The organism is Paraburkholderia sp. MM5496-R1 (genome assembly GCF_050436205.1).
GTDB classification, from domain to species: domain Bacteria; phylum Pseudomonadota; class Gammaproteobacteria; order Burkholderiales; family Burkholderiaceae; genus Paraburkholderia; species Paraburkholderia tuberum.
On sequence record NZ_JBNDLT010000002.1, the window covers coordinates 1217628 to 1232396 of the forward strand.

At 63.0% G+C, this 14769-nt stretch carries 11 protein-coding genes and 1 pseudogene; 4 read left to right on the forward strand and 8 right to left on the reverse strand.

Annotation, left to right across the window (positions count from 1 at the left end; translation table 11 throughout):
* From OKW38_RS12470 to OKW38_RS12480, 3 genes are all read right to left on the reverse strand, one after another.
* Complete coding sequence (locus tag OKW38_RS12470; RefSeq protein ID WP_090803995.1) at positions 1 to 954, reverse strand: patatin-like phospholipase family protein; 954 nt, start codon at positions 952 to 954, stop codon at positions 1 to 3.
* Between the two features lie 59 nt (positions 955 to 1013).
* Positions 1014 to 1565, reverse strand: coding sequence for an outer membrane protein assembly factor BamE domain-containing protein (gene bamE / locus OKW38_RS12475; RefSeq protein ID WP_090803993.1), 552 nt, complete (start codon positions 1563 to 1565; stop codon positions 1014 to 1016).
* Positions 1566 to 2064: 499 nt separating this feature from the next.
* On the reverse strand, positions 2065 to 3666 hold the full coding sequence (locus tag OKW38_RS12480; RefSeq protein ID WP_184062057.1) for a rhodanese-related sulfurtransferase: 1602 nt from the start codon (positions 3664 to 3666) through the stop codon (positions 2065 to 2067).
* 325 nt (positions 3667 to 3991) lie between these two features.
* Here OKW38_RS12480 and OKW38_RS12485 point away from each other — a divergent pair, with 325 nt between their 5' ends.
* Complete coding sequence (locus OKW38_RS12485) at positions 3992 to 4987, forward strand: LLM class flavin-dependent oxidoreductase (RefSeq protein WP_429361724.1); 996 nt, start codon at positions 3992 to 3994, stop codon at positions 4985 to 4987.
* 269 nt (positions 4988 to 5256) lie between these two features.
* Positions 5257 to 6633, forward strand: coding sequence for an IS4 family transposase (locus tag OKW38_RS12490; protein ID WP_090812824.1), 1377 nt, complete (start codon positions 5257 to 5259; stop codon positions 6631 to 6633).
* Between the two features lie 16 nt (positions 6634 to 6649).
* Here the strand turns inward: OKW38_RS12490 and OKW38_RS12495 are convergent, their stop codons facing one another.
* A complete protein-coding gene (locus tag OKW38_RS12495; RefSeq protein ID WP_184070003.1) occupies positions 6650 to 7441 on the reverse strand; it encodes an SDR family NAD(P)-dependent oxidoreductase in 792 nt (263 codons plus the stop codon).
* A gap of 357 nt (positions 7442 to 7798) precedes the next feature.
* Between OKW38_RS12495 and OKW38_RS12500 the strand changes: the two genes are divergently transcribed.
* Positions 7799 to 7999: a hypothetical protein gene (locus OKW38_RS12500; protein ID WP_429336189.1), complete on the forward strand. Its 201-nt coding sequence runs from the start codon at positions 7799 to 7801 to the stop codon at positions 7997 to 7999.
* Between the two features lie 51 nt (positions 8000 to 8050).
* Here the strand turns inward: OKW38_RS12500 and OKW38_RS12505 are convergent, their stop codons facing one another.
* Positions 8051 to 8968, reverse strand: a complete 918-nt coding sequence (locus OKW38_RS12505) for a LysR family transcriptional regulator (RefSeq protein WP_187618859.1) — start codon at positions 8966 to 8968, stop codon at positions 8051 to 8053.
* A 129-nt stretch (positions 8969 to 9097) separates the two neighbouring features.
* Between OKW38_RS12505 and OKW38_RS12510 the strand changes: the two genes are divergently transcribed.
* Positions 9098 to 10030, forward strand: a complete 933-nt coding sequence (locus OKW38_RS12510) for a DMT family transporter (RefSeq protein ID WP_429361726.1) — start codon at positions 9098 to 9100, stop codon at positions 10028 to 10030.
* 162 nt (positions 10031 to 10192) lie between these two features.
* On the opposite strand, the pseudogene OKW38_RS12515 reads toward OKW38_RS12510, so the two are convergent.
* The 3 genes and pseudogenes from OKW38_RS12515 to OKW38_RS12525 form a co-directional block, all read right to left on the reverse strand.
* Positions 10193 to 10460: pseudogene (locus OKW38_RS12515) on the reverse strand (alpha/beta fold hydrolase); the annotation flags it as partial.
* Between the two features lie 3 nt (positions 10461 to 10463).
* The gene (locus OKW38_RS12520; RefSeq protein ID WP_429361728.1) at positions 10464 to 13823 is read right to left on the reverse strand and encodes a beta strand repeat-containing protein; all 3360 of its coding nucleotides are present in this window, start codon (positions 13821 to 13823) and stop codon (positions 10464 to 10466) included.
* A gap of 485 nt (positions 13824 to 14308) precedes the next feature.
* The gene (locus tag OKW38_RS12525) at positions 14309 to 14638 is read right to left on the reverse strand and encodes a hypothetical protein (RefSeq protein WP_429336186.1); all 330 of its coding nucleotides are present in this window, start codon (positions 14636 to 14638) and stop codon (positions 14309 to 14311) included.
* Between the last annotated feature and the right edge of the window lie 131 nt (positions 14639 to 14769).

Genomic DNA, 14769 nt, shown 5'->3' on the forward strand with positions numbered 1-14769 from the left:
TCAGTCGAGCCCGAGCCGCGCGCGAATCGCCGGCAGCATCTGCTCGACCGCCTCGCGCCCTTCCTCGATGGCTGGCGCCGCGCGATGAAAATCGAAGATGCCCATGCCGCCGAGACGCGGCTGGATCAGGATATCGGCCGGTTCGCCAGCGAGCCGGCTGCGCGTGATGCGCACCTGCATGATGTCGATGCTTTGCGCGATCGAGCTCAGCATCGACGGCACCTGCGCGCTTGGCTTCGGCGGCACGCGCACGTCGTCGGTGGCGCTCGCCTCCGCCGGCGCGAGCCAGCGCGGCCATGGCTTGCCGTTGCGGCGCAGCGCGACGGGCGGCGGTGCGGTGGGATCGAGCGCGGGCGTTTGAATGACCGGGCCGCCGAAATCGCGGCCGTTCAGGATGTCGTTGTTCAGATCGATCGCGATCACGCAGTCCGCGCGCATGCCCCGCGCGACCGACACCGGCACCGGATTGCTGAGCCCGCCGTCGACGAGCCACACGCCGTTGTGCCATACCGGCGTGAAGATGCCCGGAATCGCAATGGATGCGCGCACCGAGTCGATCGTGCTGCCGTCCTGCAGCCAGATTTCGCGGCCGGTGTCGAGTTCGGTCGCGACCGCCGCGAACGGCATGTGCAGTTGCGCGATCGAGCGGCCGGCGAATTTGTCGGCGAATAGCTGGATCACCTTGCGCCCGCCAAGCAGGCCGCCCGAGATGCGCAGATCGAGCAGCCGCACCACGGTCTGCCACGTGAGGCGCGACACCCACTCCTCGAGCCAGTCGAGATCGCCGTTCGCATAGACCGCCCCGACCAGCGCGCCGATCGACGTGCCGCACACGACGTCGGGCCTGATGCCCGCGTCTTGCAGCGCGCGAATCGCGCCGATATGCGCCCAGCCGCGCGCGGCGCCGCCCCCCAACACCAGCCCGATCCGGCTGTATCGACGTCGACGTATCATGCCTACCCCGCTTTTTCGGCCCGCTTATCCGGCCGTCTTCTGATCGACATTGCCCCCGCCTATCGCCCGCGGATCACGTCCGAGCGTGACGTGGTGTACACCCTCTGGTTCCGGTCGAAGTGAACGTTGAAGATGCCTTCTTCGGTCACGCCGCCCTCGCGCCATTTCCAGCTCCACACGGTTTCCGGCTTCAGCGGAAACACCGCCACCTGTCCAGGCTTGCCAAGCAAGCGCCGCACCTCGTCCTCGGTCATGCCCGAGCGAACCTGCGCGAAGTTGTCCGCGGTCAGCACCTGCGTGATCGCCTGCAGCTTGCCGTCGCGATCGATGTCGACCATGTAGGTGTTCAGGCCTTGCGGGCCGCGCGGATATTCGAAGCGCTTCGAGCCGTCGGTGAAGGTGCGCGTGGTCTCGGGCTTGCCCATCTGCGCGAGGATTTGCGCTTCGGTCGTGACGCCCGGCGTCATGTTCTTGAGCAGCAACGCGTCCGGTTTGACGGCGTTGAAAAAGTCCTTGAGTTTTTGCACGGCTTGATCGCTCTGCTGTTGGTCGCAGCCGGTCAGCGCAAAGCACGCTATCAGTAGCGTGACGCCCAGCGGTTTGAGGCTCACTTCGGTTCCTGTCCGGATGTGTGGGATCTGTCGTCGCGGCGCCTGGCCGGTCTGTAGTGTGTACTACAAGGATAACCGCGCACGGAGAAAACCGCGAGGAACGTGTTGCGCGCAGCGGTAATGGATCGGCTGAGGTCGGCTGAGATGGGCACGCCAAAAGCAAAAAGGCGACGCTGTATACAGCGTCGCCATGTCGGTCGATAGGATCAACCGGAAGTGACGGCGGCTCATTGGCCGCCTTGCGCGAAGCACCGCGGACGACGCGCAGCGGTCTGCTCCAGACGAAGCGATGAGCAACCTTGGCTACTCACCTTGCGCCATCGCCGAATGACAAACCGCTGCCTTTTATGGCCGCCCTGGTCCCTCGAAAAGCCTTCCAGATGCCGCTAATTTAAACGCATCGGAGGCTTTCGACGAGAGCGCGTTTACACCGAATCGGCAGAAGATTCGCGTGGCGCAAGAGGGGTGCCGGATGGCCGGCCCCTGAATGGCCGGCCCATCAAATCACACGAAAGCCGTGCGTGCCGTCGCGCGCGAGTTGCGCGACGAGCCCATGCTCCCACTCCAGATATGCGCTCATCGCTTCGCGCGCGTTCTCGGTGCCCTCATACGGCCGCTGATAGCGATCGATCCGCGGCGACGCCATCCGCGTGCCGCCCGACTCCACCGGCAGGCCCGCGTCGATCCACGCGATCGTGCCGCCGCGCAGCACCTGCACCGGCCGCCCGGTCGCCGCGGCGAGCTCCGGCGCGACGAAGCGCGCGAGCACGTCGCTGCCGCACGTGAGCACATAGCGCTTCGCGTCGGGCAGTGTGCGCAGCGCGTCGGCGAGCTGACTGCGGATCACGAACCACGCGCCCGGAATATGCCGCCTCAGATAGTGCGTGCTGCTCGTGAAGTCGAGCACGACGGTTCCCGTCGACTGCAGCAGCGCGGCGAGCTCGGCCGGCGCGATGTCGTCGACGTCGGGCGGCGTGACCGCGTTGCGCGCCAACGGCGCCATGCCCTTCTCGGCGAAATCGGCCGCCGTCAGGCCATCGACCACGTACACCTCTACGTTCATCTGCGCGAGCCACGATGCGGTCATGTTCGCGCGCACACCGTCGCTGTCCGCGAGGATCACGCGCGCGCCGCGCACCGTCACGAACAGGTCGGTTTCCTGCACGAGCTGGCCGCCCGGCGCGCTGCGAAAACCGGGCACATGGCCCGCCTCGTATTCCTCGGGGTTGCGAACGTCGAAGCGATAGACGGTACGCATCGCTTCGTCGGCCCAGCGGCGCGCTTCGTCGCGCGACGTGCGGCGCACGCGCGCCCGGTCGGCAAGCGCGCGCGCGCCGTCTGCCGCGGCGAGACGGGAAGCGTCGTCGACCGCACCTTCGACACGCCGCGCGCTGCCGTGCGCGAGCGGTTGACCGGCGAGCGTCCAGCCCATCGTGCCGTTGCGCAGCGCGGCCACCGGATTCGGCACGCCCGCGTTGATCAGCGACTGCGCGCCGATGATGCTGCGCGTGCGCCCCGCGCAATTGACGATGATGCGCGTGGCCGGATCCGGTGCGAGCTGCCTGGCGCGCAGCACCAGCTCCGCGCCCGGCACGCTGATGCTGCCGGGGATGTTCATGATCTGAAACTCGTCGAAGCGGCGCGCGTCGAGCACCACGACATCGGCCTCGCGATCGAGCAGCGCCTGCACCTGCTGCGCGGACAGCGACGGCGTATGACGCACGCTTTCGACCAGTTCGCCGAACGCCTTGCTCGGCACGTTGACATCCTTGAACAACTCGCCGCCCGCTTCGCGCCAGCCTTGCAGGCCGCCTTCTAGCAAGGCGACGTTGGTATAGCCGAGTTCGGCGAAGCGCTCGGCCGCACGCCTCGCGAGGCCTTCGCCGGCATCGAACACGACGATCGGCACGGCCGGGCGCGGCAGCCGCAGCGGCGCGTCGAGTTCGAGCCGCGACAGCGGCAGATTGGCGGCGAACAACGGATGACTGCGCGCGTGCGGATCTTCCTCACGCACGTCGACGAGCGCGATCTCCTCGCGGTCGAGCAATGCGTGGGACACGTCTTGGAATGACCGGGTACGAAACTCTTTGACGACATTCATGGGATCGGGAACTCCTTCGCTACATTCCGGATGTCCGGCAACGGGTCGCGTCACCGCACCGATACTTAACCGTACACTCGAATTCCGATCGGCGCACGGTCACTCGCTGGATTGCTTATTCGGGCGCACTGCGAATGCGAAGCACCGCCGCACGAACACGCTACGCACGCGCAATTTCCGCGCCATGGGTCGCGCCTCAGTGCGCCTCATCGGTCCTGCCGACCCTTCGGTCGACAGGGGCATCGCCGCGCCGCCAGCAGAAAAGGCGCCGCTTTGCCACAATGCCCCATCGCGCGAAAGCGCCGCCCATCGCAATCAACAGACAATGATCCCCTTCTCGGTTCTCGATCTTTCGCCGGTCACCGCGGGTGGCACGCCGGCTGACGCGTTCAGGAACACACTGTCACTCGCGCAGCACGCGGAAAAGCTGAACTACAAGCGTTACTGGCTCGCCGAGCATCACAACATGACCGGTATCGCGAGCGCGGCGACCTCGGTCGTGATCGGCTACGTGGCCGGCGGCACGAAGACGATTCGCGTCGGCTCCGGCGGCATCATGCTGCCGAACCATGCGCCGCTCGTGATCGCCGAACAGTTCGGCACGCTCGCGTCGCTGTATCCGGGGCGGATCGATCTCGGCCTCGGCCGCGCGCCCGGCACCGATCAGACCACCGCTCGCGCGCTGCGCCGCGATCTCCAGGCGAGCGCCGAAACCTTCCCCGACGACGTCGTCGAATTGCAACGGTATTTCGCCGAGCCGGTCGCGGGCCAGCGCATTCGCGCGGTGCCGGGCGCGGGCCTGAACGTGCCGCTGTGGCTGCTCGGTTCGTCGCTGTACAGCGCGCAACTGGCCGCGGCGCTCGGGCTGCCGTTCGCGTTCGCGTCGCACTTCGCGCCCGATTACATGATGACCGCGTTGCAGGTGTATCGCACGCAGTTCAGGCCGTCCGCGACGCTGGCGAAGCCCTATGCGATGGTCGGCGTCAATCTGTTCGCCGCCGACACGAACGACGAAGCCGCACGGCTGTTCACGTCGCTGCAGCAGCAGTTCATCAATCTGCGGCGCGGCACGCCGGGACAATTGCAGCCGCCGGTCGAGCGGCTCGACGCGTCGGAGATGGAGTTGAACAACGTCGCGCGTGCGCTCGCCTGCACGGTGCTCGGCGATCGCGACGCAATCCGCGAAGGTCTGCAATCGATCATCGAGCAGACCGGCGCGAACGAGTTGATGCTGACCGCGCAGATTTACGATCACGCCGCGCGGCTGCGCTCGTTCGAGATCGGCGCCGAGGTGCGCGATGAAATGATGGCGGCCAGATAAGCGGTTCGCGAACCGATCGGCGGACACGGCGACGCACGAAAAAAGGGCGGCTCATGGCAAGCCGCCCTTGTCTTTGCACTGAGTTGGGGCCGGTCGTGTGAGAAGCCGGCCCAATGCCTTCGGGGTCTAGAAGGAATGGCACTTACTTAAGCCTACATGGAGGAGAAGACGCGGGTAAGTGCTTGAAGAGAAAGGGAGGGGGCTGATCCAGGGATTGATACGATGGTTGTTACCAGGCAAACACCGTCTCATTCCAAAGATCAGCCCCCATGGATCGTAATGCACGAAGTCATCACAGGCAAACACGAAGCAGGGTTCAAAGCCGGGCGTGCAGGGCCCAGGCGGTAGACTACTTCAACATACTGACGAGCCCGGGGCTGTTGGGCATAACGGAAGCGTATTTGCCAGAACATCGGGAACGGCTGTATCCGCCGACGGTGACACTGTCGATGTTCATGCGCCAGGCGCTGGAAGAGGACGCCTCCTGTCAGAAGGCAGTCAACGGGTGGGCGGCGCAGCGAGCTGCCGACGGGCTGCGGCCCATGAGTGTGCGTACGGGAGGCTACTGCCGCGCTCGCCAGAGACTGCCGCTGACGATGGTGCGGGAGTTGGCGCGCGAGACGGGGCGCCAACTGCATGAGCAGGCCGAGGCTGCCTGGAAGTGGCGCGGGCGCCCGGTCAAGCTGGTTGACGGCACCGGGATCTCGATGCCCGATACGCCGTCGAACCAGGCCCGTTTCCCGCAGTCCAGTGCTCAGGCCGAAGGAGTGGGCTTTCCATTGGCCTATCTGGTTGCGGTGATCTGTCTGGCAAGCGGCGCAGTACTGGAGTCGGCGGTCGGAACTTACGCGGGCAAAGGCAGCGGGGAGCTGACGGCGTTTCGCATGCTGCAAGGCACGTTTCGCAAAGGTGACGTGATCGTCGCCGATGCCTTGTACTGCCACTACTTTCTGATGGCCTCAATGATCGCCGCCGGGGTGGACGTCGTGATGGAACAGCATGGGGCACGCCGCACCGACTTTCGGCGAGGCCGGTCCCTGGGCACGCGCGATCACATTGTGACGTGGCCCAAACCCCGGCAGCGTCCTGACTGGATGACGCATGAGCAGTACCAGGCCTTCCCCGATGAACTGATGGTGCGCGAGTCCAGGCTGCATCACCGGGTGCTGGTCACCACGATGCTTGATGCACGCAAGACCAGCAAACAGGACCTCTCGCAGTTGTATGCCAGGCGCTGGAACGTGGAACTGGATCTACGTAACATCAAGACGACGATGGGCATGGATGTGCTGCATTGCCAGACTGCCCACATGAACGAAAAGGAGATCTGGGTCCATCTGCTGGCCTACAACGTGATTCGGCTGCTGATGGCTCAGGCCGCCAGTCACCATGCCACTGACCCGAGAACACTGAGTTTCAAACACACGGTGCAGTTATGGACTGAATGGCTGGCCAGAGGTCTGACGGCAACTCACAACCAGAGTCTCCTGTTCAACCTGATCACGCAGTCTTGCGTTGGGAGTCGCCCCGGTCGCATCGAACCACGAATGCGCAAACGAAGACCGAAGTCCTACCCATGGCTGAAAGAGCCTCGTCACATCGCACGTGAGCGCGTCCAAAAATATGGGCACGCTCCACGGGCTTAAGTAAGTGCCATTCGGTCTAGAAGGCGCTTTTTATAACGCCCCCGTCGGCCCGCAACGCGGCTCCCGTCGTGGCCGACGAAAGCGGACTGGCGATATAGGCCACGAGCGACGCGATTTCCTGCGGCGAACCAAATCGCTTGATGAGCGAGGTGGGACGGACCTTCTCGAAGAACTCTGTTTCGAACGCTTCAAACGATTTGCCGTCGGCCTTGGCAAGGGTCTCCACGAATTCACCCACTCCCCGCGATTTCGTCGGCCCCGGCAGCACGCTATTGACTGTAATGCCCGTGCCGGCAACAGCTTCGGCGAGCCCCCGCGAGACCGCCAGCTGCGCGGTTTTCGTCATCCCGTAGTGGATCATTTCAGCGGGAATCTGCACCGCGCTTTCGCTCGAAATGAAAATGATGCGCCCCCAGTTGGCCTGCCTCATCGCAGGCAAAAACAGGCGAGCGAGGCGTACCCCACTCAAGACATTGACGTCGAAGAACCGCTGCCAGTCCGCATCGGGGATCTCTTCAAACGGCTTGGGCTCGAAGATGCCCAGGTTGTTGACCAGAATTTCCACGTCCGGATAGCGTCGTGCGAGCTCTTCTGCTGAAGCGGCGGTACTGAGATCGCCCGCAAATCCCTGCACGTCGCTGCCCGTCTGCGCTTTCAGCTGCGCGACCACGTCGTCCACAGATGACTGGGCGCGGCCGTTCACGATCACACGAGCGCCCTCCTGCGCCAACGTGCTGGCGATAGCGAGACCGATGCCGGCTGTGCTGCCGCTCACCAGTGCGAGCTTGCCTGTCAGGTTCAGGTCCATGGGTAATTTCCTTTCAATGGATGAATTAAAAATGGCGACATCGGGTCTTGAACGTCGGATGCCGCCAGGAGGTTCACGTACGTGTAATCGATGCGCCACCATCGACCAGTGAGGCGGTTCGGTCAAGAACGCCTGCGATTCGTTGCTGTTGTAGGAGAAGGAAAGCAAGGCCATGTCAGCGATTTTCCAACTTCGTTTGGGCTAAGTGATGGTGGCGCCCAAACTCGCATCATCGCGATTCACCGGGGGATGCGCTCCGCGCAGGTCACGCCCGGATGGCATGACATGTGCGTTGTGTGCTGCAAGCAGCCGGCCGCTTAAATGTTTGTACAACCCTCTTGTTCAAGGAGACACATCATGAACACGCTGAGCATCGACGACATCCAGAACGCTGCAGAACTTGATCACCAGGAGATGACCAGAATTCAAGGCGGCCGGATGAAACTACCCGGCCAGCATATCGGCTCGATCCTCACGTCCGCTGATGGCGACCCTGTCGGCGTCTATGTCGACGGCGTGCTGCAAAACTCGGTCACCGACGGCTTCTACCACGGCTGACAGCAAAGGAGGCGCGCAGCCCTGCGCGCCTGATGCCGTCGGTGTGGCAGCCTACCTGTCGTGAAGCTGGCTCACCAGGTAATCGATGAGCGCACGTGCTCGAGACGGTAAAAAACGGCTCGACGGATAAAGCAGCCAGACCGGTCCCATATATGTACGCGCCTCGAACTCCCAGTCGGTCAGCACCCGGACAATGTCGCCCCTCGAAATCGCCTGCGCAGCAGCAAAATCGGGCAAGCTCGCAATGCCCAGCCCATGCAGCGCAGCATCCAATCGCGCGCCCGCATCATTGGCGATGTATCGCCCCTTCACCTCGACCGACTGTGTCTCAGAGTCGCGGCGGAAATGCCATCGATTGTCGTCGACCGTCTCCCCTAGATACATGCATGCATGCCGAGCAAGGTCATGCGGCTCGGCCGGTGTCCCCCGTTCCGCGAGATAGGCAGGTGACGCGCATAGAACCCATTTGACCGCTCCAAGTCGCCGGGCAGCAAGCCCTGGCGGAGGCGAACGCGTGAGTCGGATCACCATATCGACATCGTCACGTAGCGGATCGACTTCGTGGTCGGCGAAGACCAGATGGACATCCACGTCGGGCCACATGCGCAGAAATTCGGGAACAAGCGGATGGATGACAGATCTCGCAAATGAAATCGGCGCACTGATGCTGACCTTGCCTCGCGGATCACCCGTCACTTGTCCAGCGACGTCGACGGCACCCGACGCTGCGCCGACCATATCCCGGCAATACCGGTAGATCTGCGCGCCTGAATCCGTCAAACGGATGCTACGGGTCGAGCGCTCAAGCAAGCGCGTGCCAAGCGAATCCTCAAGGCGCTTGATCTGCCGACTGACAGTCGACGGTGTACTGCCCAGTTGCCGCGCGGCAATGGAGAAGTTGCCGGCGTCGACGACCCTCGCAAACGTCGCCATGTCGGGTAGCAACGCAAAGAGTTCATTGGGATTCATCGCGACCCTCGCACGCGCACCAGTCATTTGTGCATCTCAAACATAAAAGATGTTCCACTGACCCGGATTATATTTATCAATGCAATACCTGACAATTTGGGCCGTTCGAATGAAAACAGAAGGTCCATCATGTCGAAGCAAAAGAGCGCGTTGTGGATATCGGACCTCATGCTGCTTGCGGTCGCGATGGTGTGGGGCACCAGTTATGGGGTCGTGAAAGGCGCGCTCACGATCTATCCCGTGCTCGGTCTGCTGGCGTTGCGCTTCGGGCTGACGTTCCTCGTGTTGTCGCCGGCGTTGCGCTCGCTCCGACACGTCAAAGCGTCCGCGTTGCTGGGTGCGCTCGGCTCCAGTGCAATCCTGCTCGGCATCTTTTTGGCCGAGACTTTCGGAATAGCGCACACACGCGCGTCGAATGCGGCGTTCCTTATCAGTCTGTGTGTCGCGCTTACGCCGCTGGTCGAATGGGTGTTGCTACGACGAAAGCCGTCGAGTGGCGAATGGATCGCCGTGGGCCTATCGCTGACGGGCGCCGCGTTCGTGAGCGCAGGCGTGATCATTCCGACCGCGGGCGACGCGCTGATTCTTCTTGCGGCGTTACTGCGTGCGCTGATGGTGTGCGTGACCAAGCGCGTGATGCGCGAATCGGAACTTGCTGCGCTGTCGGTGACGGCGGTCCAGGCAGGCGTCGTTGCATTGGGCAGTGTCCTGGCGGCGTTCGTGCTGCCGTCACAACATTGGGATGCGCTGCCGTCGCTCAGTGGGCACGGTGACTTCTGGGCGAGCATCGCTTACCTCGTGCTCGCCTGTACGTTGTTCGCTTTCTTCGCACAGAACTTTGCCGTCAAGCGCAGCAACCCAACGCGCGTCGCTTTGCTGATGGGAAGCGAGCCCGCGTTCGGTGCGCTATTCGCATACGTATGGCTCGGTGAGCATCTTTCTGGCTGGGCATGGTTTGGCGGAGGTCTGATGGTACTTGCATCGGTGCTGGCGGCGGTTCCGTTTAAAAGGGACGCCAACGCGGCGCTTGAAATGCATCCCGCTATTTCGGTTGACGGTTAGGCTGTCTTCAGGTCGCAAGCAGTTCCTGGCCGACTAGAGCCTGTCCGCAAGCGTCGTCCTCCGTGGAAATCCGCGAAGGGGCATAAAGTAGCTACCAGGACGTTTCGCCTGGCGGTGAACGACGCAGGAGTACGGTAGCGAGACAGAAAGCCGCTTGAACGCTCAACGATTGGTCGGCACCGCCGCGAGTCCGTCGAGCAGTGCCTGATGAAATGCTTCCGGGTCCTGCATCTGCGGCGCGTGACCGAGCCCCGCGAACTCGACCAGCGTCGCATAGGAATCGCCTTCGCGGCCGCGCGGCCCAATTTAGGGTAATGGCCGAGCTTCGCGCGCACCTCGGGCGGCGAGGCGTCCTTGCCGATCGCCGTCGTGTCTTCTGGCCGATCAGCAGGAGCGTCGGCATGCTGAGCTGGCCCAGCTCATAAAATATGGCTCACTGCCCGGTGACTTGCCAGGTCAGGACGGGGTGCGTGGCCCCGGGCGGCATCGTCCAGGCGCCACTCGGACCGAAGTCCCAGCCGACAAAACTCGCCGGGGCGCTCATCTGGGCGGTAGTGAGCCCGTTCGATGCTGGCAGGTTGCCGCCACTCGACGACTGTCCCGTTGTCTGTACGTTCCAGTAGACATCGTTGCCGAGACCACCGCAACTGGCGCAGACACCGCCTACCAGCCCCGATACCGACCCCACGGGACCCGACACAAAGGACTGTGTGATCGTTCCGCCGTTGTACGCGACGAGTCCTCCCGCTGGGCCGTGCGAGCTGATTCCGGAGACTCGGCTGATGGAGTATGACTCGGTGATCGTACCTTCGTTAAGGATAACCAGCCCAGCGACAGAACCGTCGGCCGTAACCGTCGCGCTGCTGCCCGAGCGCGCGATCAGCCCGTAGTTAGTGGCGACAAGCCCGGCGAATGAGTCGCCTGCATCACTGGACTGTGAGGTAATGGCCCCGGATGTAAAGACGTTGGCCACCGTGCCGTGATTGCTGGTGGCCAATATTGCGGTCCCGTCAAAAAAGAAAACCGTTGTGCCGACCTTCGAGTTGACGTTCACGTCGCGCACGACACCCTTCGCCCCAATATCGTTAAAAACCGCGTCGAAACGCGGAGAGATGTTGGAAATCGTATGCCACATACCGTCGAACTGACCCGTGAACGGCGTGGCGGAAGAGTAACCGAGCGTTGTGAACGCGGAATTGCTAGCATCGATGTCCTTGCCGAGTGCGTAGTTGCCGGCAAGATCGTTCTCGATGCTCTGCAGGTCCGTGACCGAATTGACGAGTTTATAGCCGGTTATCTGCGTCACGAGCCCGCTGTAGAGCGGCGCGCTCCAGGCCGCATTGCCGACAAGCGTGCCGGGGCTGTAACTGCCGTTTATATCGTAGAACGCGCTGACGATGCCCGTACTTTTCGACCAGTCGATGGTGCCATTGTTGATGACGCTGCCGCCGTTATCGATGCCCGAAGCGTCGGAGCGCAAGGCCAGATTGCCCGCACCATTGTTCGCTATCGTCGTGCCCGTCGTCACTGAGACGTTGTGGTACGCGGCAAGCGTGAACGAAGCCGGACCGCTCCAGTTCAGGCTCGAAGCAATGCCCAGGTCGCCCGTTGCGCCGTTCGCGCCTGTGGTCGTGACATCGATCGACGTGCCCGCGTTCAGGCTGCGCTGCAACGCGCGCGCGGCGGCATCATCGATCGTGAAAGCCGGCGTCAAAAGGTTCCATTGGCCCGCGTGAACGGCTGCATGCCTGCCGAATGCGAGTTGTGCCGCTTGCGTGTCGACCGTTCCGCCGCTGCCATCCGCGTTGCTCGCGGAGATCTTGCCGAGTTGACTGACACGGCCGCCATCGGCGACGAGCCACACGTGACCGTCACGATCCGCCGTGCCCGTCGCGCGAATGCGCGTGCCGCCGCCAGCAAGCGCATAGACGTTCCCATCGGCGGCCTGCAGGCTGACCTGCGCGGCCTTTATGTGCCCTCTATTGACCACGGTGCCCTGACTGCCCATCTGCACGAATACCTGTCTGCTGCTGCCCGAGTCCTGTAACAACACCTGTTCGCCTGCAGCCAGTTCGGCCGTACCGTTGGGCGCTGTGATAGTGCCCGCGTTGATCACGGCGTGTCGCGCAATCAGGAACACATCGCCGCTGCTCGAACTGATCTTGCCGAGGTTGATCACGCTTGCGTCCCGGTCGCCCGACAGCGTGAGGGAACCACCACCCTGCATGAACGCGTCGTCGCAGACATCGAGCGTTGACGCGACGAAACGGCCACCGGTGCTGATCACGCCCGATGGCCCCACGACGATGCCTTGCGGATTGATCACATACAGGCTGCCCGTCGCACTGAGCCTGCCGAAGATGGCGGACGGCGAGCCGCCCGTCACGCGGTTCAGCGTCGCGCCCGAGCCGTTGTAGAGCGGCGCGCTCCAGGCCGCATTGCCGACAAGCGTGCCGGGGCTGTAACTGCCGTTTATATCGTAGAACGCGCTGACGATGCCCGTACTTTTCGACCAGTCGATGGTGCCATTGTTGATGACGCTGCCGCCGTTATCGATGCCCGAAGCGTCGGAGCGCAAGGCCAGATTGCCCGCACCATTGTTCGCTATCGTCGTGCCCGTCGTCACTGAGACGTTGTGGTACGCGGCAAGCGTGAACGAAGCCGGACCGCTCCAGTTCAGGCTCGAAGCAATGCCCAGGTCGCCCGTTGCGCCGTTCGCGCCTGTGGTCGTGACATCGATCGACGTGCCCGCGTTCAGGCTGCGCTGCAACGCGCGCGCGGCGGCATCATCGATCGTGAAAGCCGGCGTCAAAAGGTTCCATTGGCCCGCGTGAACGGCTGCATGCCTGCCGAATGCGAGTTGTGCCGCTTGCGTGTCGACCGTTCCGCCGCTGCCATCCGCGTTGCTCGCGGAGATCTTGCCGAGTTGACTGACACGGCCGCCATCGGCGACGAGCCACACGTGACCGTCACGATCCGCCGTGCCCGTCGCGCGAATGCGCGTGCCGCCGCCAGCAAGCGCATAGACGTTCCCATCGGCGGCCTGCAGGCTGACCTGCGCGGCCTTTATGTGCCCTCTATTGACCACGGTGCCCTGACTGCCCATCTGCACGAATACCTGTCTGCTGCTGCCCGAGTCCTGTAACAACACCTGTTCGCCTGCAGCCAGTTCGGCCGTACCGTTGGGCGCTGTGATAGTGCCCGCGTTGATCACGGCGTGTCGCGCAATCAGGAACACATCGCCGCTGCTCGAACTGATCTTGCCGAGGTTGATCACGCTTGCGTCCCGGTCGCCCGACAGCGTGAGGGAACCACCACCCTGCATGAACGCGTCGTCGCAGACATCGAGCGTTGACGCGACGAAACGGCCACCGGTGCTGATCACGCCCGATGGCCCCACGACGATGCCTTGCGGATTGATCACATACAGGCTGCCCGTCGCACTGAGCCTGCCGAAGATGGCGGACGGCGAGCCGCCCGTCACGCGGTTCAGCGTCGCGCCCGAGCCGTTGTCGAACGTCACGCTGTTGTTCCTGCCGATCGAAAAACTGTTCCACTCGATCACGCCGCGCGTCGAACCCGGTTGCGTGATCACGAGGCCGTTGGCCTGGCTTGCTATCGCGCCCGTGCCGGCCACGTAAGTGCCGCCTTGTGGAAGGGTGCCCGCTGCGAGCGCCGCATGGGCAAAGGACAGACCGGTGAGCGAACTGCCGATGACGAGCCACCGGCGTCCGGCTGACTGCCGACGACGCAGTGCGCGTCGCGTGCGCCGAGGTAGTTTTGGACGTGACATACCCCCCCTTTCCGCGTGGGGCGCGGAATGGCTGCCGACGACCAGCAGAGCCGACCGGAAACGCGATAGTCGCAGCGTCTGAAGAATAGCCGCTCGCGTCGCCGACGCATGCCGATATCTCTGCGTTTTGCGCCTTCTTCGCCTTTTATTCTGTGCGCTTGTGGCCGCCTGGCGTGTACCGGCATCTGCAGATGCTTTTACGAAATCAACGCGAAACTGCGCCACGACGCGACTGGGTTCTGCCAGTCGCCTGTGACACGTGCTGTGGACAGCCTATGGCGATGGACGATACCGGCGCTCGTGTCCCAAAGGCCAAGGACCGTTTGCAATGCGGAGCCGACGTCTGAACGTCTGTCTAACGGGAGGGGCGAATGACGCTTGATGGCCGGTACTGACCGTGCTCCAGGTGATTCTGCGGGCGTATCTCGCCGTTGAAAACATTATCTGAGGGACGCAGCTACTACAGCGTCAAGGCGTGCGAGTCTTCAGTGCGACTTTTCCGCCTTTTTCCCCTCGTCTGCTGTACGTAGTGCGGCGTTAGCTGTGACCAGCAGTTTCGCATCGTGGTCCTGGACTGCAGCGTCAACCGTGTCGAACGCTTTCTTAAGATCCTTTTGTGCCAGCTTTGTCGCGCTTCCATTTTCCAAAATGGTTTCGGCTTCCTTTCTCAGGCGCTTAACTAGTTTCGCGGCGCATCTGGTGTCGAGCGTCCCATTGATGACGAACTCACTGATGTAATTCGCCAGCGCGGCCAGCGTCGCAGCGGTCGACTCATTCGCGCCGCTCTTACCGCTCGTTTCGGACTTCTTGCTCATCAGGACTCTCCCGTTAGGACATACTTCCGCAATGCAGGACCAGCGCTACGCTCACGGTCGGTGTCGCATGAAATGGTGACAGACTTCGAGCGAAAATAAGACGGTTTTTTTGGATGAAGAAGGCGCTGTCA

Excerpts from the sequence above, each read along its gene's own strand:
- OKW38_RS12470 (WP_090803995.1), bottom strand. The coding sequence starts at position 954 with ATGATACGTCGACGTCGATACAGCCGGATCGGGCTGGTGTTGGGGGGC.
- OKW38_RS12505 (WP_187618859.1), bottom strand. The coding sequence starts at position 8,968 with ATGAATCCCAATGAACTCTTTGCGTTGCTACCCGACATGGCGACGTTT.
- OKW38_RS12500 (WP_429336189.1), top strand. The coding sequence starts at position 7,799 with ATGAACACGCTGAGCATCGACGACATCCAGAACGCTGCAGAACTTGAT.
- OKW38_RS12525 (WP_429336186.1), bottom strand. The coding sequence starts at position 14,638 with ATGAGCAAGAAGTCCGAAACGAGCGGTAAGAGCGGCGCGAATGAGTCG.
- OKW38_RS12490 (WP_090812824.1), top strand. The coding sequence starts at position 5,257 with ATGGATCGTAATGCACGAAGTCATCACAGGCAAACACGAAGCAGGGTT.
- OKW38_RS12485 (WP_429361724.1), top strand. The coding sequence starts at position 3,992 with ATGATCCCCTTCTCGGTTCTCGATCTTTCGCCGGTCACCGCGGGTGGC.
- OKW38_RS12510 (WP_429361726.1), top strand. The coding sequence starts at position 9,098 with ATGTCGAAGCAAAAGAGCGCGTTGTGGATATCGGACCTCATGCTGCTT.
- OKW38_RS12480 (WP_184062057.1), bottom strand. The coding sequence starts at position 3,666 with ATGAATGTCGTCAAAGAGTTTCGTACCCGGTCATTCCAAGACGTGTCC.
- OKW38_RS12520 (WP_429361728.1), bottom strand. The coding sequence starts at position 13,823 with ATGTCACGTCCAAAACTACCTCGGCGCACGCGACGCGCACTGCGTCGT.
- OKW38_RS12495 (WP_184070003.1), bottom strand. The coding sequence starts at position 7,441 with ATGGACCTGAACCTGACAGGCAAGCTCGCACTGGTGAGCGGCAGCACA.